This is a genomic window from Corynebacterium tardum, assembly GCF_046717785.1.
Taxonomy (GTDB): domain Bacteria; phylum Actinomycetota; class Actinomycetes; order Mycobacteriales; family Mycobacteriaceae; genus Corynebacterium.
The window spans coordinates 112,337-138,571 of the sequence record NZ_CP177104.1; the positions used below are offsets into that span (position 1 = coordinate 112,337).

Below are 26,235 nucleotides of genomic sequence, written 5' to 3' on the forward strand. Positions count from 1 at the left end.
CCTACTGTTCCATTCCGATTTGCTTGTAGATTTTACGAGCCATGAGATTGTCAATCTCCTTGTGGCGCCCCACGGTGGTGTACTTCTCGCCAACCCAGATTCGAGTATGGTTACCGCCCTCTTTTATCGTGAGCGTTTGACCTGTTCTTTTTGCAAAGTCGGCGATGTTTTTAAGAATGTCTTTCCGCTTGGTCACAACGATAGTATAGCAAACTAAACGATTTCAAGTATAGTCCTCTATACTTACTGCCGATCGGACTGACTAACTCCGGCTACTGCCGGTGGAGATAAAACAGTAGCAACGCAAATAGTTAGTGGTATAGCAATACCTATAGCAATAGGCATAGCAGGGTGCGTCAGGCCTTACCGGTTGAGTTACTTATACAGCGTGGTGCGCCCAATGCCGAGGCTGCGGGCAACCTCTACTTTCGAAATCCCCTCGCTTACCCACTCGCCCGCCTGCATTATTTGTTCCTCGTTGAGGACTTTGGCGCGTCCCTTGTAGACGCCGCGGGCTTTGGCTTTCGCGATGCCTTCGGCTTGGCGCTCGCGAATAATCGCGCGTTCAAACTCCGCCACAGACCCGAATAGGCCGAGCATGAGCCTGGCCACCGGACTGGAATCTAATGAATAGGTCTGTCCCTCCTTGAGGAACTTGACGGATACTCCGCGTTCGGTGGATTCATCGACCAGGCGGTGGGGTTGCTACCGGAACATTTGCAGAGCCTCAAGGAGAAGCTGGAGGAGTTATAGCTTATGGCCTGCATGTCAAGTGTGCGGGGACTGGATTTCTTCCTTTAAGTGCAAGGATTCGATTTCAATAAGAGCATCTTGGATTTGCCTACGAAACTGTAGATGATGAGACTCCCCCAGTACGCGGTATTGGGGGGCATTTTCATGCCAACTGCATAGTATCTCTGAGTGCTTTAGTGTCCAGAGGCTTATCTACATGTCAGAGGTTTATCTCTACGGTATAAAGGATCATTCTTGCTTCTGGGATAGGCGCTGCTGGCGGCGCACTAGGAGCTGGAGTCGGCTCATGGATAGGAGACCACGGTATCTGCGGTAATAATAGAGATCTCATTGCTCGCGTTGATAATGCTGTTTCTTGGCTCCCCTACGGCCCGACCATGAGCTCTCATCAAACGTACCGCCGCGCATAGCAGCGCATTTTAAAGTTGAGTTCCTACACCTAAAGGGAATAATCGGGGAACCCAGCTTTCGATGTGGTCGCCAATTTACCAAAACATCTATCTCAATTTCCCGCCCATACCGAATTCCGACAGTGCATACGACTGTTCATTCCAAGCCTACCCACGTGGTGGTGTCATCGGTGTGGAGTTGTTCCTTCCAGATGGGGACTTCCGCCTTGACACGGTCCGCGCAAGTTGAGGCTGCCTCGAAGGCGTCCTTGCGGTGTGCGGAGGAAGCGGCGACGATGAAGGCGGACTCGCCAATTTCTAGTGTTCCAGTCCGGTGCGCGCACCACAGGCGCACGGCGGGAAAGGCGGCGGCGACGTCAGCGGCCACTCGCTCGATCTCTTCTTGGGCGCTGGGGTGCGCGGTGTAGGTCAGGAGTTTGACCCCGCGGCCGGAGTCGTGGTTGCGCACGATGCCGTCGAATACAACGACAGCACCCGTTTCCGCGGTGGCGATGTCCGGGGCCGTGATGGGCTCAGCGCTGATGTGCGCGCCGATAAGGCCGAAATCAGTGCTCATGAATGCCTTCCAGCTGGTTGATGATGTGGTGAAGAACTGGTTCGAGGACCGTGCAGCCGTCTTTGGCAGCGCCCGTCGAGCCGGGCAGGGCCATGGCGAAAGTGGTGTTGGAGACGCCAGCAACGGTACGCGAGAGCGCCGCGGTGGGGATGGCGGCGGAGTGCGCGTAGAAGGCGTGGGCCAGGCCGGGCAGCTCGCGCTCGAGGTGTGGGGTGAGCGCTTCGACGGTGCGGTCATCCGGTGTGATGCCGGTGCCGCCGGAGGTGAGGATGACGGAGGGGGCCTCGGCGAAGGCGGTGGCCAGGGCGGAGTCGATGTCGGCGTCCGCGACGACGACCGGCTCTGGGGTAGCGAAGCCCTGCTCACGAAGAAAGTTCACCAGGATCGGGCCGGAGCGGTCCTCGTACTCGCCGGCGGCGGCGCGGGTTGAGGCAACAATAACGAGTGCAGTGCGGGTCATGACAGCGGGAACACCTCCACGAGGTCGCCGGCTGAAAGTTGCGAGCCGGCGGGGATACGAATAAGGGCTGTTGCGCCGATGGCCTGGGACATCAGGTGGGAGCTGGTGCCGCCGAGGAAGGAAGCCTGGGCGGTGCCATCGGCGATGCTGATAGTTCCGCGGCGGAACTGCTCACGGTTGTTGAGGCCATCCGCGGGCTCAGTAAGGTGCGCGTGGAAAGGAGCCGGCGTGCGGCCAAGGACGGGTGCCAAGTAGAGGCGGAAGCTCACCAGCGTGGAGATGGGGTTGCCGGGGAAGCAGACTACGGGGACGTCGCCAAGGCGGGACAGGCCCTGTGGTCCACCCGGCTGCTGAGCCACGTGGCCGAACCAGCCGTCTTCTTCGAAGGCTTGGCGGATGACCTCGAATTTTCCGTGGGAGATGCCGCCGGAAGTAACGATGACATCGGGGCGGTGGGTGATGACTGCTTCGGCGAGGTCCGCGCGCAGGGCAGCGGGATCGTCGTTCGTGCGCACGAAGCCGGCTACGTCGATGCCGTACTGCGTGGCCAGGGCGGCAAGCATGGGCGCATTGGAATCAGGGATGGTTGCCTCGCCGCCGCCGCCGATTTCAGCGCCGCCGGTGCAGATGAGGATGCGGGCGGGAGCGAAGGTGAGGACCTCGGTGAGGCCCTGGGACGCGAGGGTGGCGATGGAGGGGGCGTCGAGAAGCGCGTGCTCGTTGATGAGGGTTGTGCCGGCCTGGACGTCGGAGCCCGCCCGGCGGATGAACTGCTCACGGGCTGCCGGCACGGTGACGGTAGCGCCTTCTTTCGGGAAGTGTGGGGGCTCGCAGTGCTCGACGGGGACGATGGTGGCGGTGCCCGCGGGAACTTTGGCGCCGGTCATAATGGGCAGGGCGGTGCCGTCCGTGAGCTCACCAGGAACGTCTCCCGCCGCGATGGTGCGGCCCACGGTGAAGGTTCCGCCGTCACACGTGGGCAGCGCGTAGCCGTCCATCTGCGAGTTATCAAAGGGCGGCAGGTCCGCCTCCGCGCGGTAGGTAGCCGCAGCGCGGCGGCCGAAAGCGCTGGTCAGCGGCGTGGAGCCCGCGCGGGGCTGCGGAAGAGCCGCGCGAACGGCGGCGAGGTGTTCCTCATAGGTGCGCATCAAGTTCCTTCCAGTCACAGAGGCTGGCATAGTAGCAGCCATGGTTGATGTTCACTATTTTGCCGCAGCCCGCGCCGCCGCGGGGCGCGCGCAGGACACCGTGGAGGCGGCGACGTTGGGCGAGTTGCTGAACGTGCTGCGTGACCGCCATACAGGCAGCACCGAGGCCGGAATGAGCTTTGCGGAGGTGCTGGAACGCTGCACCTTCCTGGTGGATGGTGCGAGCGCTACGGAGGACGCCGTGCTTTCCGGCGCCTCCCGCGTCGACGTCCTCCCGCCCTTCGCCGGCGGCTAGATCCTGGCTTGGGCCTTTGGGGGCTCTGCTGCTCCGAAGGCGGCGTCCCATGCCTTGAGCAGGGTTTCAGTCTCCTCTGCCGTGGTGACGGTGACTCGCACGCCCTCGGGGAAGGCGCGGACCAGGACGTCGTGCTGCGCGAGCTTTTCGGCCACCTCCTGCGGGGAGCCCAGCTTCGCAATGGAGTCTGCAGCAAACCAGATGTGGTTGGCTTGGGACTCCGGCACACCGAAGTCCGCGAAGTGCTTGACCAGGCGATCGCGCTGCTCCACGGTCTCATCGGTGCGTTCCCGTAGCTCCTTCTGGGAGGCCAGCGAGGCCAGGGCGCCGACCTGTGCCACCGAGTTCACGGAGAAGGGGATGGCCACCTTGCTGAGAGCTGCGATGATTTCGGAGTTGCCGAAGGCGTAGCCCAGGCGGATGCCGGCCAGGCCGTAGGCCTTGGAGAAGGTGCGCAGGCCAATGACGTTGTCGTGCGTGTGGACGTAGTCCGTGGCCAGCGGGATAGCATCATTGCGGTTGTACTCAATGTAGGCCTCATCGAGGGCGACGATGATGTGCTCCGGAACCTTGGCCAGGAAGGCGTCGAACTCCTCCTTGGTGATGATGGAGCCGGTCGGGTTGTTCGGGTTGCACACGAAGATCAGGCGGGTCTTGTCCGTAATGGCTGCCGCCATGGCGTCCAAGTCCACGCGGTGGTCCGCGGTGAGCGGGACCTTGACCGGGGTGGCACCGACAACCTGGGCAAAGATGGGGTAGGCCTCGAAGGAGCGCCAGGGGAAGATGACCTCATCGCCCGGCACGGAGGTGATTTCCACCAGCTCCTGGCAGATGGCCGAGGACCCCGCACCAGTGGTGACCTGCTCCGGGCTAACACCAAGGTGTTCCGCCAGGGCCTTGCGGATCTCCACCGCGCCCATGTCCGGGTAGCGGTTGACGTGCGCAACAGCGCTCTCCATGGCCTTCAACGCGCCGGGCAGCGGCTCCTGGGTGGCCTCGTTGGAGGACAGCTTCAGGGCGGTCTCGGAATTCTTTCCGGGCACGTAGACGGGCAGGGATGAAAGATCTGAACGAATCATGGTGTCCACCTTAGGCGTTGCGCGGGCCACGCGGCCCGAAGTCGAAGTCAGCGGTCTGCGGGCCGAAGGCTTGCAGGCCCTTCGGGGCGTCGAAAGGATCGAGGCGCACCTCCAGGAAGGCGCCGCGCTCCGGGTGGGCGGCGATGTCCTCTTGAGCCTTCGCTAATTCGCCCTCGGTGGCGGCGGTGTAGGACTCCATCGTGGTGTCCTGCAGGAAGGCCTTGGGCAGCGCAGTGTAGTCCCACTGCTGAATCTCGTTGTACTCGCGCTCCATGCCTAAGATGAAGCGCTCGATGGTGTAGCCATCGTTGTTGACCAGCACAATGATGGGTTTCAAGTCCTGGCGCAGGATGGTGGAGAGCTCCTGGGCGGTGAGCTGGAAGGAGCCATCACCGATGAAGAGCACGTGGCGGCGCGCCGGGTTCGCTAGCTGCGAGCCCAGCACGCAGGGCAATGTGAAGCCGATAGAACCCCAGATCGTGGAGTTGATGTACTGCACGCCCTCCGGCATGCGCTGCTGGCCCAGGCCGATGTTGGAGGTGCCGGCTTCGGCGATGACCACGTCATCCTCCTGAATGAAACCCAGCATCTGCGGCCAGATGCGCTCCTGGGTGAGCGCGGCGTCAGGGTTCGGCTCAAAGGGCTCGGGTTCGAACGCAGTGCTTGCCGACGTCCCGGGAGTCGCCTCCGGGATGCGGTCCAGGAGGACGTCGAGAAGCTCCAGCGTCTGAATGCCCACGAAGTACTCACCGTCGGCGTTGAGGTGCTGGTCGCCGAAGTTGTAGACGTGGGCGTTCGCCAGGTTGTGGGTGAAAGAACCGGAGTTGACCTCGATGAAGCGCGGGTTCGTGGTGACCAGGAAGTCGGAGTTTTCAATGCGCTCCTGCACGCCCGGGGCGGACGCGGCGCCGTTGTAGGTGCCGATGAAGAGCGGGTGGCGCTCCGACAGGATGGCCTTGCCGGAGGAGAGCTGGGAGTAGGACAGCTGGGCCTTGTCGATGATGGCGCGGAACTTCTCCGTGAAGCCGTGGCGGTTGGTGTCCTGGTCGATGAGGATGATGGGGTCCTGGGCCTTGGCTAGGTGCTCCAGCACGTAGTCGGCGGCGGCGTTGAGGCGCTCGGGATCGGAGGGGGCTAGCTCGGTGGAGAAGGGCTCATCCGGCACCTCGACGGTGAGGTGGGTGATGTCGGAGGGAATCTGAATGTGCACCGGGCGCTTTTCGCGCAGGCAGGCGTGCAGAGCGCGGTCGAACTCCTCCACCACGTTCATGGGTGATACGCGTGTGGCCACCTCCGTGAAAGGAGCGATGGAGTCGAGCATGTTGGCAAAGTCGCCATCGGCAAGCGAGTGGTGCAGGTTCCACCGGAACTCCGTGGCGTACTGCGGTGGTGCGCCCGCCAGCGACACCAGCGGGACGTGCTCGGCGCGGGCACCGGCGATGCCGTTGAGGGCGGAGAGCTCGCCCACGCCATACGTGGTGAGCAGGCAGCCCACGCCCTTCTGGCGGGCATAGCCGTCCGCGGCATAGGCGGCGTTGAGCTCGTTGCAGGCGCCGACGAAGCGGATGCCCTCGGCGGCCTCGATCTGCTCGAGGAAGCTCAAGTTGAAGTCACCGGGCACGCCGATGATCTCCGTAATACCGATGGCCTTGAGGCGGTTCAGGATGAAATCACCGATGGTGGTCTGCATGGAGGAGTCCTTTCTATTTGTTTCGGGCGTCGTGGCGCTTCTTGCCCAGCCAGATGAGAGCCAGGGTCACAATCCACAAGGGTAGGACGATGGCGCCGGTGCGGTAGTCCGGAAGCATAAACATGAGGACAACCACGAGCGCGAAGAACGCCAGGCACAGGTAGTTCGCCACCGGGTAGAGCGGCGCGCGGAAGGCGGCATCCGGGCAGCGCTTGCGGAACTTGAGGTGCGCTACGGCGATGGCGGACCAGGAGATGAGCTCCGCGCCCACGATGATGGCCATGAGGACGATGAGGATCTTGCCCTCAAAGAGGAAGTTGAGCAGCACGGCAGAGCCCATAAGCAGGGAGTTGAAGAGCAGCGCGCGAACGGGCACGCCCTTGGCGCTGACGGAATCGAAGAAGGGCGGGGCCTGGCCGCCACGGGAGAGATCCCGCAGCATGCGTGCGCCGGAGAAGGTCATGGTGTTGAACACGGAGACGGCGGCAACGAGCACGATGAGGTTGAGTCCCGTGGCCGCGGCGGTGATTCCTAGGGTGCTCAGCGCGCGCACGAAGGGCGAGGTGGAGGTATCGAGCTCGTTCCACGGGGCGAGCAGCACGATGATGCCGATGCCGCCGACGTAGAAGATAAGGATGCGCCAGATGACGTTATTGATGGCCTTGGGAAGGGATTCGGAGGGGTCCTGCGCCTCGCCCGCGGCGGTGCCGATGGAGATGATGCCGCCGAAGGAGAAGATGACGGCGACGAGGGAGAAGAGCATGCCTGCCGAGCCGTTGGGGAAGAAGCCGCCGTGCTCGGTGATGTTGCTCAAGCCCAGGGCGGGCTCCGGGGTGAGGCCGAAAACGATGGCCGCGCCGACGACGATCATGAGGATGAGCGCGACAACCTTGATGAGGGAAAGCCAGAATTCCGCCTCCGCGAAGGCGCCGACGTGCACCAGGTTGATCGCGGTGACGATGACGAGCGCGACGAGGGCGGTGAGCCAGTGCGGGATGCCGGGGAACCAGAAATCCATGATGGTGCCGGCAGCGGTGAGTTCCACCATGCCGACGACGATGGTGGTAAACCACCAGTTCCAGCCGGTGACGAAGCCGGCGATGGGGCCGATGTACTCGCGGGCGTAGGCGCTGAAGGAGCCGGCAACGGGGTGCGCCACGGCCATCTCACCCAGCATGCGCATGATGAGGAAGATGATGAAGCCGCCGATGGCGTAGGCGGCGATGACGCCGGGACCGGCCTCCTGGATGGAGGCGCCGGAGCCCAAGAAGAGGCCCGTGCCGATGCACGAGCCGAAGGCGATCATCTGCAGGTGGCGCGACTTCATGCCGCGCTGCAGGCCGTCGTCAAGCGCGGCACTGGGGCTTGTGCCCTCCGCGCTGACGGGGGTGCTGGTGGTGGTCATGATGAGATCCTTCATCAAATAGCTGATGTGACGTGAGTCATTGTTGTGTAGGGAATTATTGCGCGTCACACTTTTGTTTGTCACTAGACAATTCGCGGAAGTATCTTTGACACATGTCGAAAGAGTCGCCTCCGCAGCTGATGAGCATCCAGAATATCGCGGACGAATGTGCGCGGATTCTGCGGCGCTCCGTGGAGGTAACCACCCCCGCCATCGCGGTGATTGCGGCGAGTGCCCAGATTGGCGCCATTGACCAGCACCGCGCCTCGTCAATTCTCCACCGCACTCCGCCGCCGGAACCCATCCCGTGGATGCTCAGCTACGGCATCCAGGACGCGGTCCTGCCGGTGCGCCTGCCGGCGAACCCTCGCTACGACATGCTGCCGCGCGTGGTCGTCCCACTGCGGCACCAGGGAAAACTCGTGGGATACCTGTGGATCATCGACGAGCCCCCGCTGGGGGATGCCCCCGTGGTCCGCCTCGGCTCCCTCCTTACGGCCCTGGCCAGGCTTATCGACGAACGCGATGCGCCCCTTGCCGCCCGCGCCCAACAGCTCGCTGAGATGACCCGCGAGGTGCTCTCCGGCGACGCGGCCGCCCTGGCGACGGCCCGCGAGCGCGATCTCCTGCCTTCGGATGGCGCGCTCACCGTGCACCGCGTGCTGATGGACGGCGACAAACGTGCGGTGGCCGTGGAGCTGGCCCGCCCACTGGCGCGCCGGCCCTTCTTGGTGGCGGACTCCCACGACTCCCTTGTGCTCATCGAATGCTCCCGGGGCGGCGAAGACACCGCCGCCGTCATGGAGGAACTGCGCAGCGCCTGTCTGGTCGCCGGCGCGCAGGTGCTTGCGCGCGGCTCGGCGCCGACGGCCCGGCAGGCGCGGCTCATGGCGGACGTGGCCACGCTCCGCGGGGTGGACTCTATGAGCTGGGAGAGTGCCGGCGCGTGGCGGCTGCTGCGCGGGTGGGAGCTGACCCCGGCCACGGTGGTGGAGATCAGCCCGGACGCCGCCGTGCTTCTCGACGACCCCCGCAACTCCTACTGGCACACCCTGCTGACCTACTTTGAGCATTCCCGCAACGTCTCTGCGACCGCCGCGGCACTCTACATTCACCGCGCCACGCTGCACTACCGTTTGGACCGCGTCCGCGAGATTCTCGGGCCTGGCGTGCTGGATGATGGCTGGCGCAGCGCGGCTCTCTACGTTGCCCTCAAATTGCATGCTGCGCTTGAGGGCCGCGGAAGCTAGACCCCCATTTTGTTCCCAGGGGAAGCGCTCAGGTAGAGTGATGGACGATTCATTGCGAATCGCTGGAGACGTGCCAGAGCGGCCGAATGGGGCTCCCTGCTAAGGAGTTGACTTACTTGCGTAGGTCCGGAGGTTCAAATCCTCTCGTCTCCGCCAACTACAGAACCCGAGTCATCGTTTCACCGGTGGCTCGGGTTCTGCGTTTTGTTGTTGGCAACGGCTTTTCCGAGGCAAGCAAGTGCATATCGATCAAATAAGCCCCGAAAATCCGTGGGCGGTTTCAAGTGGTGGATGCATCACTTGAATAGTTCTTGTATCTTCTCTTCGGGTTTATACCAGTTGAGGACCTTTCTGGGGCGCCCGTTGAGAAGGTCTTGAATGTGTTGGACATCCTTGTCGGTCAGGGTACTAAAGTCGCTTCCTTTAGGTAGGAAGTCTCTGACTAGCCCGTTAGTGTTTTCGTTGGTAGGGCGCTGCCAGGGCGAGTGCGGATCACAGAAGTAGACTGCTAGTCCACGTGCGATGCTCAGCTTGTCTACTTGGGCTAATTCAACGCCTTGGTCCCAGGTGAGAGTCTTGGTGATGTTGCGTATTTTGCCGGTGAACATCTCGATTAACTTGTCGACAGTTGTGGCGGAATCATGAACATCCAGTTTGCGGATCATGGTGTAGCGAGTACTGCGTTCCACACAGGTCACGAGTGCAGTGCTTCCTCCTTGTCCGATGATGAGATCGCCTTCCCAATGTCCTGGGACAGCGCGGTCTTCAACGCTGGCAGGGCGCTCGCTGATGCGGTAGTCCTCACCAATCCAGCTTCGATTACCGCGGGCTGGCAGGCGTGATTGTGGCTTTCGTCCGGTCCGCCCAGAACGCAGCGCTTTTTCTACTTTCAGCTCGTGGCGCAAAGCACCTTTAGCTTGGATGTAGAGAGCTTGGTAGATGGTTTCATGGCTAATTGACATATCCCCACCTTTACTGAAGCAGCGGGCAAGATAGTTCGAAATCTGCTCAGGCGACCACTTCGTGTTCAATCCCTCGATGACCAAGGCACGCAGCTGCGGGTTGGTATCGAGTTTGCGGGGTTTAGGCCTGGCTAAACGGTCCACAGCCCGCTTTTGTGCCACGAGGGCATCGTAGCCATGCTCAGTCATCCCACGGGCGATTTCCCTGCTAATCGTCGACTGGTTGCGGCCCAGTTGGGCTGCAATCTCACGGTGAGTAAGCCCCTGTTTAAGCAGGTAGCCTATCGCTATTCGGTCATGGCGGATAAGACGCTTTCCGCGTCCTACCTTCGATTCGGATTCAGTGGGATGATCATTGAGTATCAAACGCCCAGACATGCGATTATGATGCCACGCTTTAACCGTGGCATCACTGCGATCAACTACCTGACCGGCCTGTTTATAGCTTTTGCCAGCATCAACAAGCTGTAAAGCTTTAGCGATGCGATCCCGCTGGTGTTGTGCGGTTCCACCACGGTTGCCTTGGACGAGCTCAAACCCGTCCTGGGCAAGGTAGCTATAGGCCAACCGCTGAGGGAACCCGACCTCTTTAACTGCGCTGAGCACAGACCGGCCGCTTTCAACCAAAGCAACAACGTGTTGATACTGCTCGTCAACCAAACTCCGCTGGCGCCGAGCACGGCTAAGGCCCTCAGCCTGACGCCACGCCCTCGCCTGAGCTTTCGAAACCCCCAACTCCTTCAGGATCAATGGCATCGGACGCGCATCATGCAGATACGCCTCCACAAACTGCTCACGTAGCTTCTTGTCACCTGACATCTACACAACCTCCCAGCTGTATAGATGCATTCACCACCTGAGCCCGCCGTGGGATCAGGGGTCTTATTTGTAAGAAACGTACCTACCCAGCCAGCGCGGGGAAGACGCGGTCCCGCAACAGATGCGCAAGCTCGCGGTCAGGGTGCGCCGGGTTGACCCAGGCGGTGTCGCCGATTTCGGCGGCGGCGTGGGGTGCGTCGGTGGTGACGGCGCGGGCGTAGGTGAAGATGGTGCCCACGACGACCTCGCCCGGCTCGTTGGCGGCGGGGGCGTCGAAGGTGCCGAGCTCGTTGAGGCTCTCGGCGTCGAGAGTGAGTCCTACTTCTTCGGCGACTTCGCGCAGGGCGGCGTCGACAAGCGCCTCGCCCTCCTCGGGCTTGCCGCCGGGCAGCTGGTACTTGGTGGAGGACTTCTTGCGCACGGTGAGGACCTGGCCCGCGGCGTTGCGGATGACGACGGCTGCGACTTCAATCATGGCTGCCGATTGTAGGCGGCCTAGAGCAGTGGGAGGACCACGAGGGCGAGGTTGAGCGCGATGACCAGAGCGGCAAGCGTCCAGCCCACGGCCATAGACCAAGGTTTTGCGGCGAACTGACCCATGACGTCCCGGGAGCCGGCGTAGCGGAAAAGCGGGATGATGGCGAAGGGGATGCCCAGGGAAAGAAGCGCCTGGCTGACCACCAGCGCCATGGTGGGGTCGACCCCGCAGGCGATGATGACCAGCGCCGGGATGAGTGTGACCAGGCGGCGCACTAGGAGCGGGACCTTGATGTGGAGCAGACCGTCCATGATTTCGGAGCCGGCGTAGGCGCCCACCGACGTCGAGGCGAGGCCGCTGGCCAGCAGGCCGACGGCGAAGAGAACGCCGGCCAGCGGGCCGAGGTGGCTGGCAATCGCCGCGTGCGCCCCGGAGATGGTCTCCGTGCCGTCTACGCCGTAGAGGGCCGAGCCCGCCAGGACCAGCAGGCCTATGTTGACGAGCCCGGCGATGGACAGCGCCACGGCGATGTCTGCGCGGGTGCCGGCCAGCACGTGGGGGATTTCCAGGTCGGGGAAGCGCTGCTTGGTCAGGGAGGAGTGCAGGTAGATGGCGTGCGGCATGACGGTGGCACCCAGCATGGAGGCGGCCAGCAGGATGCTGTCCTTGCCCTCTAGGCGGGGGATGAGGCCCGCGGCCACGTCGGCAGGGTCGGGCGGGGCGATGGCAAGCCCGGCAAGGAAGCCGATGCAGATAACCAGGAGCAGGCCGATGACGAGCCCCTCGAACCACTGGTTCTTCTTCTGGAAGATGAGGAGAACGATGGACACCGCGCCGATGATGAGCGCGCCTACGAGCAGCGGGAGATCGAAGAGGAGTTGCAGAGCGATGGCGCCGCCGATGACTTCGGCGAGGTCGGTGGCTGCGGCGATGATCTCGGCCTGGGCCCACATGCCCAGGCGCGCGCGGCGGGGGAGGCGCTCGCCCATGATTTCCGGCAGGGAGCGGTGGGTGACCAGCCCCAGCTTGGCGGAGTGGTACTGGATGAACATGGCCATGAGGTTGGCCACGACGAGTACCCACACCAGGAGGTAGCCGTAGCGGGAGCCGGCGCTGATGTTGGCGGCCACGTTGCCGGGGTCGACGTAGGCCACCGCGGCAACGAAGGCGGGGCCGGTGAGGCTGATTAAGGTCTTGCGCATGAGCACCTTCGTATCAAAAGTTCAACTACTTGAAGTCTAGGTTCCAACCGTATCAAGTCAAGCCAGGGGTTTGATTCGGCAAACTATATTAAAGTTTAATTGTTAATCATTTAAATTACTTTATGTATTTCGGCAGGCTAGAGGCATTGGGGTGTAAAGGGTACACTCCCTTCAGTGCGCCAAAGTTGGAAAATATTTTTAAGAGATGTAGCCAGGCTTGGCCGCGTCCCCAGGGCGTGGATCATCCTCATCGGACTCGTCATTACCCCCGCGATGTACTCCTGGGTCAACATCGCGGCCTTCCGTGATCCGTACGGGAATACCGAGAACATCAAGGTTGCCGTCGTCAACGAGGACAAGGGCGCCAATAACGACCTCACCGGTCACGTCGACGTGGGTAAACAAGTCGTCGACAAGCTGCAGGATAACCACCAGCTGGGCTGGCAGTTCTTAGGTGCCGACGAGGCAGACAAAGCCCTGCATGAGGGGGACGTCTACGCCGCGGTCACTATCCCGGAGGACTTCAGCGAGAACCTCGTGAGCATGCTCGACGGCACGTTCACCAAACCGCAGCTGGTCTACCGCGTCAACGAGAAGAACAACGCCATCGCCGTGAAGATCACGGACACCGGCGCCAAGGGTCTGGATAAGCAGATCACCGCCGCGTTCAAGGAGCAGGTGGCCACGGTTGCCGCGGAGAAGGTGAAGGACTCCGGCACGGAGTTCGAAACCAAGATCACCCGCGCCATGAACAACACCAGCACCTCCTTCGGTGAAACCGCGCAGAAAATCGACGATAGCCGCCGCAAGCTGGGGGACATCCAGGCCAAGCTCGACACCGCCTCGCAGTCCATGGGCGGGGCCAAGGGTACCGTCGCGGACGTGGAGGCCGCGCTGACCGACGCCCAAGCCGCGCTCAACGAGGTCAGCTCCCTGGTCAACCAGGCCCAGGGCGGCATCGGTGACTTCACTGACCAGTCCACCTCGGCGTTCGTCAACGGCGCCACCGCTGTCGCCGACGGCACCGCGCAGGCGCAGGAATCCATCGCGGATCTCACCGCCGGCCTGGACCAGGCGGGACAGCGCTTCGACTACGCCACCCAACAGGCCAACGGTGCCGTGGACGCCAGCGCGCAGTCCATCGCCGAGCTCAAGGCGCTGCTCAACTCCGCCACGCTCTCCCCGCAGGCCACGAAGGAGCTTGACGACGCCGTCCAGCGCCTCGAGGAGGGCAACGAATCCAACCGTCGCCTCTTGGGTAACCTGGGCGCGCTGAGCAAGGACACCCAGGCCGCCGCGGATTCCGTGAAGTCCAGCTCCGACGCAATTAACCAGGCCGCGGCCGATACCAAGGCCACGTCCCAGACCCTGCGCGATACCGTGACCTCCTCCGTGCCGGAGATCAACCGCGCGATGAGCAACCTGAGCTCCACCGCGAGCGCGCTCAGCGCCACCCTGGAAGCACAGAAGGGAACCATGCGGGAGGCCGACGGCCTCCTCGACGGCGTGTCCCAACAGCTGCTCGCCACCAAGGACACGCTGGGGGACTTCGACACCAACCTGGTCGCGCTGCAGGACAGCCTGAGGAGCATCCAGGGTGATGTCCGCTCGCTCAAGGCCACGATGAACAACAAGGTGCTGCAGAACGTCACCGGGCTCGATGCGGATGAAATCGGCCAGTTCTTCGCCGAGCCCATCGAGGTCGAGTCGGTCACGGTCTACCCGGTGGACTCCTACGGCTCCGCTATGGCGGCGCTGTTTACCAACCTCTCGCTGTGGATTGGCGCCTTCGTGCTCATGGTCATCTTCAAGGTTGAGGTGGACAAGGAGGGCTTCCGCCGCGTCACCGTGGACCAGGCCTACCTGGGTCGCTTCCTGCTCATGGCCGCCATGGTGGTCATTCAGGCCGTCGTGGTGACGGCGGGCGACATCCTCATCGGTGTCCAGACCGTCAACGCGGCCGCGTTCATCGTCACCGGCGTGCTCATCGGGCTGGCGTACCTCAGTATCATCTACGCCCTATCGACCTCCCTGGGCCACCTCGGCCGCGGCCTGTGCGTGGTGCTGGCCATCATCCAGATCCCGGGCGCATCCGGCCTGTACCCGATCGAGCTGCTGCCGGGCTTCTTCCACGCCATCTACCCGCTGCTGCCGTTCACCTACGGCATCGACGCCATGCGTGAGACCATCGGCGGCTTCTACGGCGCCCACTACTTCAAGTACATGGGCGTGCTGGCCTTCATGTTCCTTCTGTTCTTCGTGTGCGGCCTCCTGCTGCGCAAGGCCCTGTCCCACTTCAACGCGCTGTTCAACAAGGAGCTCAAGGACACCGAGCTCTTCGACTACGAGAACGTGCAGGTCATGGGCAACGGCTACCGCATCGCCGACGTCATCCAGGCGCTGGACAGCCGCAGCGGCCTCAAGCAGGACCTGGACCACCGCGACCACGATTGGAGCTACTGGCTCAAGCTCGTCGCCGTCGCCGGCGTGGTGGGGGTTATCATCCTCATCTTGGTTTCCGGCCTCCTGCCTTCCCAGAAGCCGCTGCTCCTGGGCATCTGGACCGCGTGGTGCCTGCTCATTGTGGGCGCGGCCGTCACGCTCGAGTACCTGCGCATCAGCCTGAAGCAGTCCGCGGAGCTGCTCACGCTGGATGAGGATGACATCAAGCACCCGGCCCGCAACGAGGACAACGATCTGGCTGCGGTAGCACCGGCCGAGACGGAGGGAGAGAAGTAATGCGCGGAACACTGGATCTTTTCCTCGAGGACATCCGCACGGCACGCCGCAGCGTGATGAGCATCGTCATGCTCGTCGGCCTGGTGGCCATCCCCATGCTGTTCACGTGGTTCAACGTGCTGGCCAGCTGGAATCCTTTCGACAACACCAGCCAGCTCAAGGTGGCGGTGGCCAGCGAGGACACCGGCTACGAAAGCGACCTGCTGCCCATGCCCATCAACGTGGGCGACCAGGTGCTCAATCAGCTGCGCGCCAACGACCAGCTGGACTGGGTAGTCACCACCCCCGACGAGGCCGTCGAGGGCACCAAGTCCGGCGAGTACTACGCCGCCATCGTGCTGCCGGAAAACTTCAGCGATGACATGATGACCTTCTACACTGACGGCTCGGAGCCGGCGGGGCTGTCGCTGTACACCAACGAGAAGAAGAACGCGCTGGCACCGAAGATCACCGACCAGGGCGCAGAAGGCGTGTCCGCCCAGGTGGCGGAAACCTTTACCCGCACCGTGGGCCATGTGTCCTTCGACCTCGTGGCCGGCCTGTCTGATTTCATGAGCCAGGGCGATACCAAGGCGGTCCTGGACCGCATCCAGGCCCGCGCGGACGGCGTGCAGTCCCAGCTGGACATGGGCGCGCGAACCGCCCGCTCCCTGGCGGGCCTGGTGGAGACCACGGTCCCGCTCATGGAGAGCGCGGAGAACATCGTTGGCGCCGCCAACCTGGAGCTCCCGGAGGTCCAGTCCACGTCCCTCAACGTGTCCACGGATGCGCTGCAGCAGTCCCTAGACGCGACGAAGGCCAGCTACGACGTGGTGCGCCAACGCATTGACGCGCTTTTCGACGACGCCTCGGCCTCCCGCGCCGACCGCGTTGCCACCCTCAACACGTTGGCGGACCAGGTGGACGGCACGATCGCCCAGTACCAGAACCTGCACGGCCACGTGGAGGCCCTGCCGATCCCCGCGGCGGACAAGGAGAAGGCGCTCAGCCGCATCGAGGACGCCATCGCCAACGAGCGCGCCCTGCACTCCCGCCTCGAGGCCGCGGCCAACGCCCCGGAGCCCACGAAGCCGGATCTCTCCGGCATCGACGCGGCAAAGGAGTCCATCGACGGCATCTCCACCTCCGGCCTGCGGGAATCCATTTCTGCGCTGCAGGATTCCCTGGGCCGGGTGGGCCAGGACCTGGACACCATCAATGCGCCGGTAACCATTGACTCCTCTTCCTTGACCGATGCCCAGACCGCCGTGCAGAACCTGGCGGCGAGCCTGCAGAACAAGGCCAACGAGTTCGGTGACCTGAAGAAGGACATCGATTCCGCAGTGGAATCCGGTGACCTGAAAAAGCTGGCGGATCTCATCGGCTCCGACCCGGACGCCCTGGCCAGCGCCATCGCGGCCCCGGTGGATATCGACCGCGAGGCCGTGTTCCCCGTCACCAGCTTCGGTGCGGGCATGACGCCGATGTACACCGCGCTGGCCCTGTGGGTGGGCGCGCTGCTCACCGCGGTGAGCGTGCGCACCGACGTGGTCAACAAGGACAAGTACGGACCGATCCAGCGTTACTTTGGCCGCTTCGGCATCTTCGCCGCGGTGGGACTGGTGCAGTCCACCATGCTCATCCTGGGCCTGATCTTCTTCGTGCGGATCGAGCCTGCCCACCCGTTCCTCATGCTGCTGGCCGGCTGGCTCAGCTCGGTGGTGTTCATGCTCATTGCCTATACGTTTGTGGTCTCGTTTGCGAACGCCGGCAAGGCCTTGGCGGTGCTCATGTTGGTGATCCAGGTGTCGTCGGCAGGCGGCGCGTACCCGCTGCAGGTGCTGCCGCAGTGGTTCCAGAACATCAGCCCGTGGCTGCCGGCCACCTACACCATCCGGGCCTTCCGCGCGGCCATCGCCGGCACGTACCACGGTGACTTCTGGCTGTCGCTGTTCTGCCTGCTCCTGTTCGTCCTGCCCATGCTGGCCCTGGGCGTGCTGCTGCACAAGCCGCTGGAGAAGTTCACCAACGGCTGGGTGGAAACGCTGGAGAAGACCAAGCTGATGTAGCAGCTTTCCGCACTCCAGCATTCCGGCACTGCAGATCTGGAGCGCTACGACGTACTGAGAGGCCCGCTAACGCGCGGGTCTCTTTGCGTAGGCGGAGCCCTCCGGGTTGTCGATGGTGGAGTGCGTACGACTGTCGTGCAGGAAGAACATGGCCACCACGCCGAGCGCCGCCATGATGGTGACGTAGACGGGGAAGGCATCCGGGTGCCCGGCGTTCTTGAGACCCAGGGCCACGTACTCAGCCGAGCCGCCGAAGAGAGAGTTGCCCACGGCATAAGTGAAGCCGACGCCAAGGCCGCGGATGTAGGTGGGGAACATCTCGGCCTTGAGGATGCCGGAAATAGAGGTGTAGCCGCTCTCGAAGACGAAGATCAGAATGATGACGGCACCTGCTCCTAGCAAGGTGGTTTGTTGGTTGAGCAGCATGAAGGCGGGGATGGTACCCAGCGTGGAGGCAATGCCGAAGATGAGGATGGTGTTCTTACGGCCAATCTTGTCCGAGAGCAGGCCGGTGAGCGGCTGGAGCAGCATGAAAACGAAGAGGCACACCGTCATCGTGCGGGCGACGTCACCCTTGGCAAAACCGCCGGTGTTAATGAGGAACTTCTGCATGTAGGTGGTGTACGTGTAGAACGTCAGGGAACCGATGGCGGTAATTCCTAGGACTACCCAGAAGGAGCGGGGGTGCGCCATGAGCTGGCGCAGGGTGCCGGCGCCTTCCACGCTGCGCTCGCTTGTCGACGTCGTCTCTTCCAGCCCGTTGCGCAGCCACATACTCACCACGGCAGCCAGCGCGCCGATGACGAAGGGCAGGCGCCACCAGCCGTTGGTGATGGCTTCCTCACCCAAAGTGGAGGTCATGATCACCGCGAGGAGGCTTGCCAGCAGCTGGCCGCCGATGAGGGTGACGTACTGGAATGAAGAGTAGAAACCGCGGCGCCCAGAAGAGGCGATTTCAGACATATAGGTGGCGGTGGCACCGTACTCGCCGCCGACGGACAGGCCCTGGATGCAGCGCACGATGAGCATGAGCACCGGCGCCCACGCACCCACCATCGCGGCGGTGGGCAACGCCGCGAAGAGCAGGGAGCCCGCGCACATCATGATGATGGCGATAAGCATCGACTGCTTGCGGCCGTAGCGGTCCGCGATACGCCCGAAGATGTAGCCGCCGATAGGCCGCATGAGGAAGCCCACAAAGAACACGCCGGCAGACTTCATGAGCGCGCCGGTTTCACCGGTACCGCTAAAGAACTGATCGGCAAAATACACGCTAAAGAAGGCGTAAATATAGAAGTCAAACCATTCGACGAGGTTGCCGCTCGACGCCGCCAGAATTGCCTTTACCGTGCGCCATTCCACCTTGGGGGTGGGGGCAGTAGTGTCTCCATTAGTCATAGCAAGAAACTACCTCGTGGTGACGTGCCTTACATTAGCGACAATAAATATTCACAGATTACGGGGGTGTTGGGTGTGGCACGCACCCCTTGTCCCGCCTGCCCGCGCGGGTCTAGGATTTCCTCCTGTGAAACGCGGTCATTCCTCGCGGCCCCGCCTGCAAGGCCCGGCACAGCTCACAGCGGCGGGCTTCCTGCTGCTCATCCTCGTGGGCACCGGCCTGCTCATGCTTCCGATCTCCGCCCACGTGCCGCAGTGGACGCCGTTCCTGCCGGCGCTGTTCACGGCGACGTCGGCAGTCTCACTCACCGGCCTCATCGTCGAGGACACCGGCTCCTACTGGACGCCCTTCGGGCAGACGGTCATCATCGTCCTCATCCAGCTGGGCGGCTTGGGCATCATGAGCATGGCATCCCTGTCCGGCATGCTGCTGACTGGCCGCATCAGCTTCAAGGCTCGCCGCACCACCGCGGCCGAGGGGCGCCCCATTGTCTCCGGCGGTATCCGGAATACGTTGCTGTTTACCTTCGCCGTGACGCTGATCTGCGAGGCGGTGGTGGCCGCCATCATCGCCATCCGCCTCGCCACCGCCCACGGCGTTCCCGCCGGTCAAGCGGTGTGGGAGGGCGTCTTCCACGCCATCTCCGCCTTCAACAACGCGGGGTTTAGCACCTACTCCGATAACCTCGTGCCCTTCGTCGGGGACGCCTGGATCCTCCTGCCGCTGGCCGCCGCGCTCATCACTGGCGGCCTGGGCTACCCCATGCTGGCGGAGCTGGCCCGCCGGGCGCGCGGCCGCATCGCGCGCTGGCGCGGCGGCCAGCCGCGCGTCTACCACATGTCCGTCACGGCCCGGATGACGTTTGCGGCCACCGCAGTCCTGCTCCTCGGCGGCATGGCATTCTTCTTCCTGTCGGAGCGCGCCGGGGTGTTGAGTGGCATGTCGGTGGGACAGCGCCTGCTCAACGCGTTCTTCATGAGCGCCTCGCCCCGCACGGCGGGTTTTAACGCCATTGACTATGGGCAGGCGCATCCCATCACGCTCATGGTCACAGACATGCTCATGTTCGTCGGCGGCGGCTCCGCCGGTACCGCCGGTGGCATCAAGGTCACCACCGCCTGCGTCCTGGCGGCGGCGATGGCCTCGGAGTTCCTGGGCCGGGAGGATACAGCGATTGGCCACCGGCGCGTGCCGCTGTCCACGTTCCGCCAGGCCCTGGCGCTGACCGCGGCGGGAATCATCCTCGTCGCCCTGGGCGTGGCCACGCTGCGCGTGTGGGATCCGGAATTCACCGCGGACCAGGTCACCTTCGAGGTCATGTCCGCCTTCGCCACGGTGGGCCTGTCCACCGGTATTACCGCCAGCTTGTCGGCGCCCTCGCAGATTATGCTGTGCCTCATCATGTACGTCGGCCGCGTCGGCCCTACCACCTTCGTGGCCGCTTTGGCCGCGCGCACGGTGAGCCTGCGCTTCCGCTACCCCGAAGAAAGGCCGTTCATTGGCTAACCTATTTGGCGCCCTACGGCGCGAGAAGAGCTCCATCAACATCCCGCCGGTGGTCGTCGTCGGCCTCGGCCGCTTCGGCTCCTCCCTGGCCCGCGAGCTCATGGAACACGGCGTGGAAGTCCTGGGCATCGACGCGGACGAGAAGCTCGTGCGCGAGCACGCGGCCTACCTCACCGAAGCGGTCAGCGCCGATACCACCGATGCGGAGGCCCTGCGCCAGCTGGGCGTCGACGAGGTGGAACGCGTCGTCGTGGCCATCGGCTCCGACCTAGAGGACTCCATCCTTACCGCCTCCAACCTGGTGGAGCTAGGTATTAAGGACATCTGGGCCAAGGCGGATTCGGACGCGCACGCGCGCATCCTCCGGCAGCTGGGAGTCCACCACGTCATCCGCCCGGAGCGGGAGACCGGCCGCCGCGTGGCGCACCTGCTGGGCGGGCGGTTCGAGGACTTCGCGGAAATCGCCGCTGACTATGGCGTGACGGTGATGGCCCCGCCGGCGTCGATAAGCAGCCGCCCCCTCAACCTGCATCAGGTGTGGGAGCAGCACCACGTGCAGCTCATCTCGCGCCGGGAGGGGCTGGGGGAGTGGCGCCCGCTTGCCGACGCCACCGCGCTCACCCACCACGACCTCATCGTCGTCGCGGGCAGCCCCACGGACCTGGAAGCCTTCTCGCAGTCCTAACCCTGAGAAGTACTCGGCTACAGTGGCGCGTATGACGAAGGACCGCTTCCCCCGTTCGGTGTACGGCTCCGGTGAGGAGCCCGATCCGCGCTTCAGCATGGCCAACGAGCGCACGTTCCTGGCGTGGATTCGTACTTCGCTCGCGTTCATTGCCGGTGGCGTGGCCCTGGAGACCTTCGACCTGCCACTGAATACGACCCTGACCCGAGTCATCTCCGTCATCATGCTAGTGGTGGCCATTGTCCTGCCGGGCGTGGCCTGGCTGCACTGGGGCGCTGCGGAGCGCGCGATGCGGCACTCCCGGCCCCTGCCGGCTAGCCCCGCGTTGGCGCTGGTCGTGGGCGTGGTGATAATCATCGGCGTCATGATTCTGGTGGGCGAGCTGCTGGCGTGAGTGAACTCTATGACCCCGGCCTGCAGCCGGAACGCACCCGCCTAGCGTGGCAGCGCACGGGCCTCGCCGCGCTGGTGGCTGGCCTGCTCGTGGCGCGCTCGGCGGCGCTGTGGGTCACGGTCGTCGTGGGTGTTGTCACCGCCGCGGTGCTGTGGCTGGCCACGGCGAAGCTGCGGCACGCCGATAGCGCCCTCTCCCAGGCCGCGCCGCTGCCTGGCGCCTGGGCGCTCGCCGCGGTGACCGCGGGGACGATGGTGCTGGGCGCGGTGGCGTTCATAGCGGTCTGGTAGCCCCTCCCGTTCGCAGATCCCCAGACCTGGAACCCGAAAGACGCAGGTCGGCGTCGCCCAGCGCTTGCAGACGCCCCACCACCCACCAGGGAGTTTCGGGTTCCAGGTCTGGGGGTTTGGGGTTTAGCGCAGCCGGCGCGGTCCGGCGGCGAGGTGTCGCGCGATGATGTCGATGAAAGCGTCTGGGGTATCGCGAAGCTCCTGCGGGGAGAAACGCAGCACGACGAAGCCGCGATTCAGCAGAGCCTTCTGCCGTCGGTGTTCGGCGCGAATCACCTCCTCCAGCTCGTGCTTGTACTTGACGTTGCCGTCGATTTCAATGAGCAACCAGCCGTTAATAGCCAGGTCAGCGCGGTAGTTGTCCACAAAGTATTGGGTACACAGACTGCGGATGCCAGGCAGCGCGGCTTCCAGAATCAGGGCACGGGCGTAGGACTCCCACGGCGACTCAGCATCATTGACGCTGTGCTCCACCGCGCGGCGCGCGTGGCCGACCCCCTTGACCCGGCCCATCTTCCCCAGCGCCCAGTTCAGGGAGTCTTGAGACACGCGCTGCGAGCGCACGTGATCTGCGGCGACGAGCCCCTCGGAGAAGCCATCGAAGCGCGCAATGTCGATCGCCGTGCGCGCCGGCGTGGTTAACCGCACTCCATGAACCTCGGTGACCTGGCCATGGAGGTTGGTTTGTTTGTAGCGGAAGTACTGGCGCTTGGACTTCTGGGGCACGGAGTTCGAGGGCACCGTGGCGAAGTACTCCCCAGGTGTGCGGAGCACTGGGATGCCGTGGATGCGGGCTGCGGCTTTGCCCAGGAGGATGGCGCGCGGGGCTGCACGCGCGTGGGCGTAGACCTCGGCGGTGTCGCGCTCCCAGGGCTTGAGCTCCAGCCACCGGTGGAGCGGGATGGCGTAGCACCACGTGAGTGTGTGGAACTTACCTGCGTGTATCTTGCTCCATCGCGGGTCATCGTTGTTGAGTGCGCGGAGATCGATCGCATGCGCGTCGATATAGTCAAAAATCCCCCTGTTGTGCATGGTTCATTTCTAGCGGATACTGCGGCCTGGCGCGCGGCGAACGCCTCTCACGTCCAAACCCCCAGACCTGGAACCCGAAACTTGCTGGTGGGTGGTGGGGCGTCGGCAAGCGCTAGGCGACGCCGACCTGCATCTTTCGGGTTCCGGGTCTGGGGATCTGGAAAGGGGAAGTAGCTGCAGTACATAAATCCGCCCGGGTAGGGGTGAATATGGCCGCTTAGCGGGGGTAATAGCGCGGAACTGGTTGTTTGCTGTGTGTGGGGTTCGATAGTCTGAGGCTGCAAGCCTATTCGGTGACCCGTATAACTTTCAGCACCAACGTGGGTCTGGCTAACCAAGAAAAGGAGGGGCAGATGACTACCCCGCACACTCACGTCTCTACCGCGCACACGGAGGGCGAGGACGACCACGGCGTTGACCGCAAAGACTGGCGCCGCATGGCGATCGGGCTCTTCGCCGGCCTGGTGCTGGCGGCCATCGTGTGGTTCATTTTCCCCAGCAACGCCGTCGATACGGTGGCGCAGTCCCCGGGTGCGAAGGAGGGGGCGGAATACTCCGAGAGCGCACTGCGCGCGGTGGCCGCGGTGACCATCCTCATGGGCGTGTGGTGGATGACGGAGGCCATCCCGCTGGCCGCCACCGCGCTGTTGCCGCTGGTCATCTTCCCGCTGGCGGGTGTGGGCACCATCAAGGAAGTCGGCGCGCCGTATGCGTCCGCCACCATCTTCCTCTTTATGGGCGGCTTCCTGATCGCCCTGGCGCTGCAGCGCTGGAACCTGCACCGCCGCTTGGCGCTCTACGTGGTGAAGGTGATTGGCACCTCGCCCAAGCGCCTGATCCTGGGCTTCATGCTGGCTACCGGCTTCTTGTCCATGTGGGTGTCCAACACCGCTACGGCCGTGGTCATGCTGCCGATTGGTACCTCGGTACTGGCGCTTACCGCGGAGACTGTGGGCGGTTGGGATAAGCAGAAGAAGTTCGCTACTGCGCTCATGCTGGGAATTGCCTACTCGGCGTCGATTGGCTCGCTCGGCACGCTCATCGGCACCCCGCCCAATGCCTTCCTCAACGCCTACATGGCGGATACCTGGGGCGTGACCTTGGGCTTTGGCCGCTGGATGGCAGTCGGCGTGCCGCTGGCGGCGACGTTCCTGCTCATTGCCTGGTTCCTGCTGATTACTATCTTCAAGCCGGAGATGAAGGAAATCCCGGGCGGGCGCGAGCTTATCGACGATGAAATCAAGGCCCTCGGCCCCTGGACCCGCCCCCAGATCATGACGGGCATTATCTTCGTCCTCGCCGCCGCGGCCTGGGTGACCCTGCCGCTGGTGCTCAAGGAGTTTGAGAACTACGACGACGCCATCGTGGGCATCGCCGCCGGCATCCTGCTGTTCATCCTGCCGGCAGATAACAAGCGCCGCATCCGCCTGCTGGACTGGGAGACTGCCAACGAGATGCCGTGGGACGTCCTCCTGCTCTTCGGTGGCGGCCTGTCGCTGTCCTCCGTATTCAACTCCTCCGGCCTGTCCTTATGGATCGGTGAGATGGCCAAGGGGCTCAGCGTCCTGCCGGTGGTGCTCATCGTGGCCGCCGTGGCGGCCCTGGTCCTCTTCCTCACGGAAATCACCTCCAACACCGCGACGGCCGCGACCTTCATCCCGATCATGGGCGGCGTCGCCGTTGGTGTGGGCCTGACTGCCGACGGCGACATCAACGTCCTCCTGCTCACCATCCCCGTCGCGCTGGCGGCAACGTGCGCGTTCATGCTCCCGGTCGCCACCCCGCCGAACGCCATCGCGTACGGCTCCGGCTACGTCAAGATTGGGGAGATGATCAAGGGCGGTCTGGGCCTCAATATCATCGGCATCTTTCTCATCACCCTCACCGTCTACCTGCTGGCGGTGCCCATCTTCGGCCTGTCGATCTAGCCTTCATAGCTGATCTAGGGCAGTGCTGTTCAAGGTAAACGGCGGGTGATTTGCGAACCCGCCACAAAGGGCGAAAAACCTGCTGTGACGTCGCGATTTGTCAGTTTTCTAGAGCGTGGGTATAGTTATTCCTCGTTGCACGGCAGAGCGCATACGCTACAGCGTCACGCACTGCGAACCAACGGACTGCGCCCGTAGCTCAACGGATAGAGCATCTGACTACGGATCAGAAGGTTGGGGGTTCGAATCCCTCCGGGCGCACCAAATCTTAGCCCCTAGCTGGACAAACAGCTAGGGGCTTTGTGCTGTCCATATCTCCTCCCATAGCCTCGCCACCTACGCTGACGGCACGCCGCCGCGTTTTCTGACATAGTGGGGCACCTAACCGAAACCGCGAATTTCAAGGAGAGTAGAACATGGCTAGCGTTTTGTTCGTCGTCAGTGCAGCAGATGGCTGGACCCAGAAGGACGGTTCCGTTCACCCAACCGGGTACTGGGCCGAGGAGCTTGCCGTTCCGCACCAACTGTTTAGTGACGCCGGCTGGGACATCACCGTGGCAACCCCCAACGCGGTCGCGCCGACGCTGGATAAGATGAGCCTGGGTGAGGGCGCCGGTGATCCCAAGGATCTGGAGAAGATTAGCGCTTACCTCGAATCCATCAAGTCTGAGCTCGACGCCCCGAAGTCTCTGGCAGACGTCAACGAGGCCGACTACGACCTCGTCTTTTACCCGGGCGGCCACGGCCCGATGGAGGACCTGGCGGTCGACCCCGTCTCCGGCGCACTGCTTACGCAGCGCCTTGCCGCCGGCACGCCTCTGGCCCTGCTCTGCCACGCGCCGGCCGCCATCCTGGCTGCGAAGAACGATGACGGCACCAATGCCTTCGCCGGCAAGCAGGTGACCGCGTTCTCCAACACGGAGGAAGAGTCCACCGGGCTCGCGGAGAACGCGAAGTGGCTCCTAGAGAGCGAGCTGGTCAACGCCGGCGTTAAGTACGACAAAGCCGCAGAGGACTGGAGCTCCCACGTGGTGGTGGACGGCAACCTTTACACGGGCCAGAACCCGCAGTCCTCGGAGGAGCTGGCGAAGCGCATCCTCGCCGACCTGGACAAGTAATTACTGGAGGATCGCACGGTGGGTCCGCTGGTGGCGGATATAATGATGCCCATGATTCAAGCGATTCTCTCCGCTATCCTGCTTTTCATTTCCTCCCTCTTCTCGGGCGCAGGCTCCTCGGAGCTGCCGGGAAGCTCGGGCATAGCGGAAGCTGGATCCTCACAGCGCAACATCGTTACTGGCGTGCCTGCCGGCTTGGTCACCGCCAATGCGCAGCAGATGGAGTTTGTGGTGAATTCCGAGTGGGAGTCCGCGCAGCAGCCAGATTCCTTTTACGTGAGCTTTAGGGACCAGTACTTGGAGTTCTCCTGCGATAACGCCGGTTTCAGCTTTGAGAGCAACGAGGCTAGTCAGATAGAGATCACGTGGGATTTGATGTCCGATAACGTCTGCTATGGCCCGCAATCGGACGGAGCCATCATATACCTACTTTCAGGTCCCGTAACGGTGATGGTGGACCCCGCTGCATCCGCAACCCCTGAGCGCATTTACCTCGTGCGCGATGAGGAAGCCATCGCCCTTAGCCGCTAGGACGTATATCACGCAGCGCTGGGTGAAATGCAGAGCTGAAAACGCACACAAATTAAAA

The 26,235-nt window shown here is 63.3% G+C and carries 24 protein-coding genes and 2 tRNA genes; 13 read left to right on the forward strand and 13 right to left on the reverse strand.

The genetic code is table 11. The features are described from left to right. Position 1: 1 nt before the first annotated feature. The 5 genes from ACLI1P_RS00615 to ACLI1P_RS00635 all read right to left on the reverse strand — a co-directional run bounded on the left by ACLI1P_RS00615 (position 2) and on the right by ACLI1P_RS00635 (position 3,327). Positions 2-196, reverse strand: coding sequence for a toxin HicA (locus tag ACLI1P_RS00615; protein ID WP_066492808.1), 195 nt, complete (start codon positions 194-196; stop codon positions 2-4). A 179-nt stretch (positions 197-375) separates the two neighbouring features. Beyond that, on the reverse strand, positions 376-693 hold the full coding sequence (locus ACLI1P_RS00620; RefSeq protein ID WP_408931011.1) for a recombinase family protein: 318 nt from the start codon (positions 691-693) through the stop codon (positions 376-378). Between the two features lie 606 nt (positions 694-1,299). Further along, entirely contained in the window at positions 1,300-1,719 is a 420-nt protein-coding gene (locus ACLI1P_RS00625) for a molybdenum cofactor biosynthesis protein MoaE (RefSeq protein ID WP_411709153.1), read from the reverse strand. Beyond that, positions 1,709-2,179, reverse strand: coding sequence for a MogA/MoaB family molybdenum cofactor biosynthesis protein (locus ACLI1P_RS00630; RefSeq protein ID WP_411709154.1), 471 nt, complete (start codon positions 2,177-2,179; stop codon positions 1,709-1,711). The genes ACLI1P_RS00625 and ACLI1P_RS00630 overlap by 11 nt, the downstream gene beginning before the upstream one ends. Beyond that, on the reverse strand, positions 2,176-3,327 hold the full coding sequence (locus ACLI1P_RS00635) for a molybdopterin molybdotransferase MoeA (RefSeq protein ID WP_411709730.1): 1,152 nt from the start codon (positions 3,325-3,327) through the stop codon (positions 2,176-2,178). The genes ACLI1P_RS00630 and ACLI1P_RS00635 overlap by 4 nt, the downstream gene beginning before the upstream one ends. A 40-nt stretch (positions 3,328-3,367) precedes the next feature. On the opposite strand from ACLI1P_RS00635, the gene ACLI1P_RS00640 reads away from it, so the two are divergent. Beyond that, positions 3,368-3,622, forward strand: coding sequence for a MoaD/ThiS family protein (locus ACLI1P_RS00640; RefSeq protein ID WP_411709155.1), 255 nt, complete (start codon positions 3,368-3,370; stop codon positions 3,620-3,622). Here ACLI1P_RS00640 and hisC read toward each other — a convergent pair. From hisC to ACLI1P_RS00655, 3 genes are read right to left on the reverse strand one after another with little or no spacing between them, the layout of a single operon-like run. Beyond that, positions 3,619-4,701, reverse strand: a complete 1,083-nt coding sequence (gene hisC / locus ACLI1P_RS00645; protein ID WP_411709156.1) for a histidinol-phosphate transaminase — start codon at positions 4,699-4,701, stop codon at positions 3,619-3,621. The genes ACLI1P_RS00640 and hisC overlap by 4 nt on opposite strands. A 10-nt stretch (positions 4,702-4,711) precedes the next feature. Beyond that, positions 4,712-6,391, reverse strand: a complete 1,680-nt coding sequence (locus ACLI1P_RS00650) for an alpha-keto acid decarboxylase family protein (protein ID WP_411709157.1) — start codon at positions 6,389-6,391, stop codon at positions 4,712-4,714. A gap of 13 nt (positions 6,392-6,404) precedes the next feature. Further along, positions 6,405-7,796 carry an amino acid permease gene (locus tag ACLI1P_RS00655; protein ID WP_411709158.1) on the reverse strand — a complete coding sequence of 464 codons (1,392 nt, stop codon included), beginning with the start codon at positions 7,794-7,796 and terminating at the stop codon, positions 6,405-6,407. Between the two features lie 113 nt (positions 7,797-7,909). Here ACLI1P_RS00655 and ACLI1P_RS00660 point away from each other — a divergent pair, with 113 nt between their 5' ends. Together ACLI1P_RS00660 and ACLI1P_RS00665 are read left to right on the forward strand one after the other, a co-directional pair. Next, positions 7,910-9,046: a PucR family transcriptional regulator gene (locus ACLI1P_RS00660; protein ID WP_411709159.1), complete on the forward strand. Its 1,137-nt coding sequence runs from the start codon at positions 7,910-7,912 to the stop codon at positions 9,044-9,046. Between the two features lie 64 nt (positions 9,047-9,110). Further along, a tRNA-Ser gene (locus tag ACLI1P_RS00665) sits at positions 9,111-9,202 on the forward strand. 140 nt (positions 9,203-9,342) lie between these two features. Here the strand turns inward: ACLI1P_RS00665 and ACLI1P_RS00670 are convergent. The 3 genes from ACLI1P_RS00670 to ACLI1P_RS00680 form a co-directional block, all read right to left on the reverse strand. Then, positions 9,343-10,827 carry an IS30 family transposase gene (locus ACLI1P_RS00670; RefSeq protein WP_411709160.1) on the reverse strand — a complete coding sequence of 495 codons (1,485 nt, stop codon included), beginning with the start codon at positions 10,825-10,827 and terminating at the stop codon, positions 9,343-9,345. A gap of 82 nt (positions 10,828-10,909) precedes the next feature. Further along, positions 10,910-11,302: an NUDIX hydrolase gene (locus ACLI1P_RS00675; protein ID WP_042528828.1), complete on the reverse strand. Its 393-nt coding sequence runs from the start codon at positions 11,300-11,302 to the stop codon at positions 10,910-10,912. Positions 11,303-11,322: 20 nt separating this feature from the next. Beyond that, positions 11,323-12,507: an Nramp family divalent metal transporter gene (locus ACLI1P_RS00680; protein WP_042528830.1), complete on the reverse strand. Its 1,185-nt coding sequence runs from the start codon at positions 12,505-12,507 to the stop codon at positions 11,323-11,325. A 174-nt stretch (positions 12,508-12,681) separates the two neighbouring features. On the opposite strand from ACLI1P_RS00680, the gene ACLI1P_RS00685 reads away from it, so the two are divergent. Together ACLI1P_RS00685 and ACLI1P_RS00690 are read left to right on the forward strand one after the other, a co-directional pair. Further along, positions 12,682-15,246 carry a YhgE/Pip domain-containing protein gene (locus tag ACLI1P_RS00685; RefSeq protein ID WP_042528832.1) on the forward strand — a complete coding sequence of 855 codons (2,565 nt, stop codon included), beginning with the start codon at positions 12,682-12,684 and terminating at the stop codon, positions 15,244-15,246. Further along, positions 15,246-17,294 (forward strand): YhgE/Pip family protein, encoded by a 2,049-nt coding sequence (locus ACLI1P_RS00690; RefSeq protein ID WP_411709161.1) that lies wholly within the window; start codon positions 15,246-15,248, stop codon positions 17,292-17,294. The genes ACLI1P_RS00685 and ACLI1P_RS00690 overlap by 1 nt, the downstream gene beginning before the upstream one ends. 66 nt (positions 17,295-17,360) lie before the next feature. Here the strand turns inward: ACLI1P_RS00690 and ACLI1P_RS00695 are convergent, their stop codons facing one another. Next, positions 17,361-18,692 carry an MFS transporter gene (locus tag ACLI1P_RS00695; RefSeq protein ID WP_411709162.1) on the reverse strand — a complete coding sequence of 444 codons (1,332 nt, stop codon included), beginning with the start codon at positions 18,690-18,692 and terminating at the stop codon, positions 17,361-17,363. Positions 18,693-18,819: 127 nt separating this feature from the next. Between ACLI1P_RS00695 and ACLI1P_RS00700 the strand changes: the two genes are divergently transcribed. Genes ACLI1P_RS00700 through ACLI1P_RS00715 form a run of 4 tightly spaced genes read left to right on the forward strand, consistent with a single transcriptional unit; the run spans position 18,820 to position 21,568 of the window. Next, the gene (locus ACLI1P_RS00700; RefSeq protein ID WP_411709163.1) at positions 18,820-20,199 is read left to right on the forward strand and encodes a TrkH family potassium uptake protein; all 1,380 of its coding nucleotides are present in this window, start codon (positions 18,820-18,822) and stop codon (positions 20,197-20,199) included. Then, positions 20,192-20,884 (forward strand): potassium channel family protein, encoded by a 693-nt coding sequence (locus tag ACLI1P_RS00705; protein ID WP_411709164.1) that lies wholly within the window; start codon positions 20,192-20,194, stop codon positions 20,882-20,884. The genes ACLI1P_RS00700 and ACLI1P_RS00705 overlap by 8 nt, the downstream gene beginning before the upstream one ends. Before the next feature lie 31 nt (positions 20,885-20,915). Next, the gene (locus tag ACLI1P_RS00710) at positions 20,916-21,278 is read left to right on the forward strand and encodes a YidH family protein (protein WP_306508181.1); all 363 of its coding nucleotides are present in this window, start codon (positions 20,916-20,918) and stop codon (positions 21,276-21,278) included. Further along, positions 21,275-21,568, forward strand: coding sequence for a DUF202 domain-containing protein (locus ACLI1P_RS00715; protein WP_411709165.1), 294 nt, complete (start codon positions 21,275-21,277; stop codon positions 21,566-21,568). The genes ACLI1P_RS00710 and ACLI1P_RS00715 overlap by 4 nt, the downstream gene beginning before the upstream one ends. Before the next feature lie 123 nt (positions 21,569-21,691). Here ACLI1P_RS00715 and ACLI1P_RS00720 read toward each other — a convergent pair whose 3' ends face one another. After that, a complete protein-coding gene (locus tag ACLI1P_RS00720; protein ID WP_296134895.1) occupies positions 21,692-22,600 on the reverse strand; it encodes a DUF559 domain-containing protein in 909 nt (302 codons plus the stop codon). A 353-nt stretch (positions 22,601-22,953) separates the two neighbouring features. Here ACLI1P_RS00720 and ACLI1P_RS00725 point away from each other — a divergent pair, with 353 nt between their 5' ends. The 4 genes from ACLI1P_RS00725 to ACLI1P_RS00740 all read left to right on the forward strand — a co-directional run bounded on the left by ACLI1P_RS00725 (position 22,954) and on the right by ACLI1P_RS00740 (position 26,177). Next, a complete protein-coding gene (locus ACLI1P_RS00725; RefSeq protein ID WP_411709166.1) occupies positions 22,954-24,528 on the forward strand; it encodes an SLC13 family permease in 1,575 nt (524 codons plus the stop codon). Between the two features lie 188 nt (positions 24,529-24,716). After that, positions 24,717-24,792, forward strand: a tRNA-Arg gene (locus ACLI1P_RS00730). 152 nt (positions 24,793-24,944) lie between these two features. Next, positions 24,945-25,646, forward strand: a complete 702-nt coding sequence (locus ACLI1P_RS00735; protein ID WP_411709167.1) for a type 1 glutamine amidotransferase domain-containing protein — start codon at positions 24,945-24,947, stop codon at positions 25,644-25,646. A gap of 51 nt (positions 25,647-25,697) precedes the next feature. Next, entirely contained in the window at positions 25,698-26,177 is a 480-nt protein-coding gene (locus ACLI1P_RS00740; RefSeq protein WP_411709168.1) for a hypothetical protein, read from the forward strand. Positions 26,178-26,235: the final 58 nt, after the last annotated feature.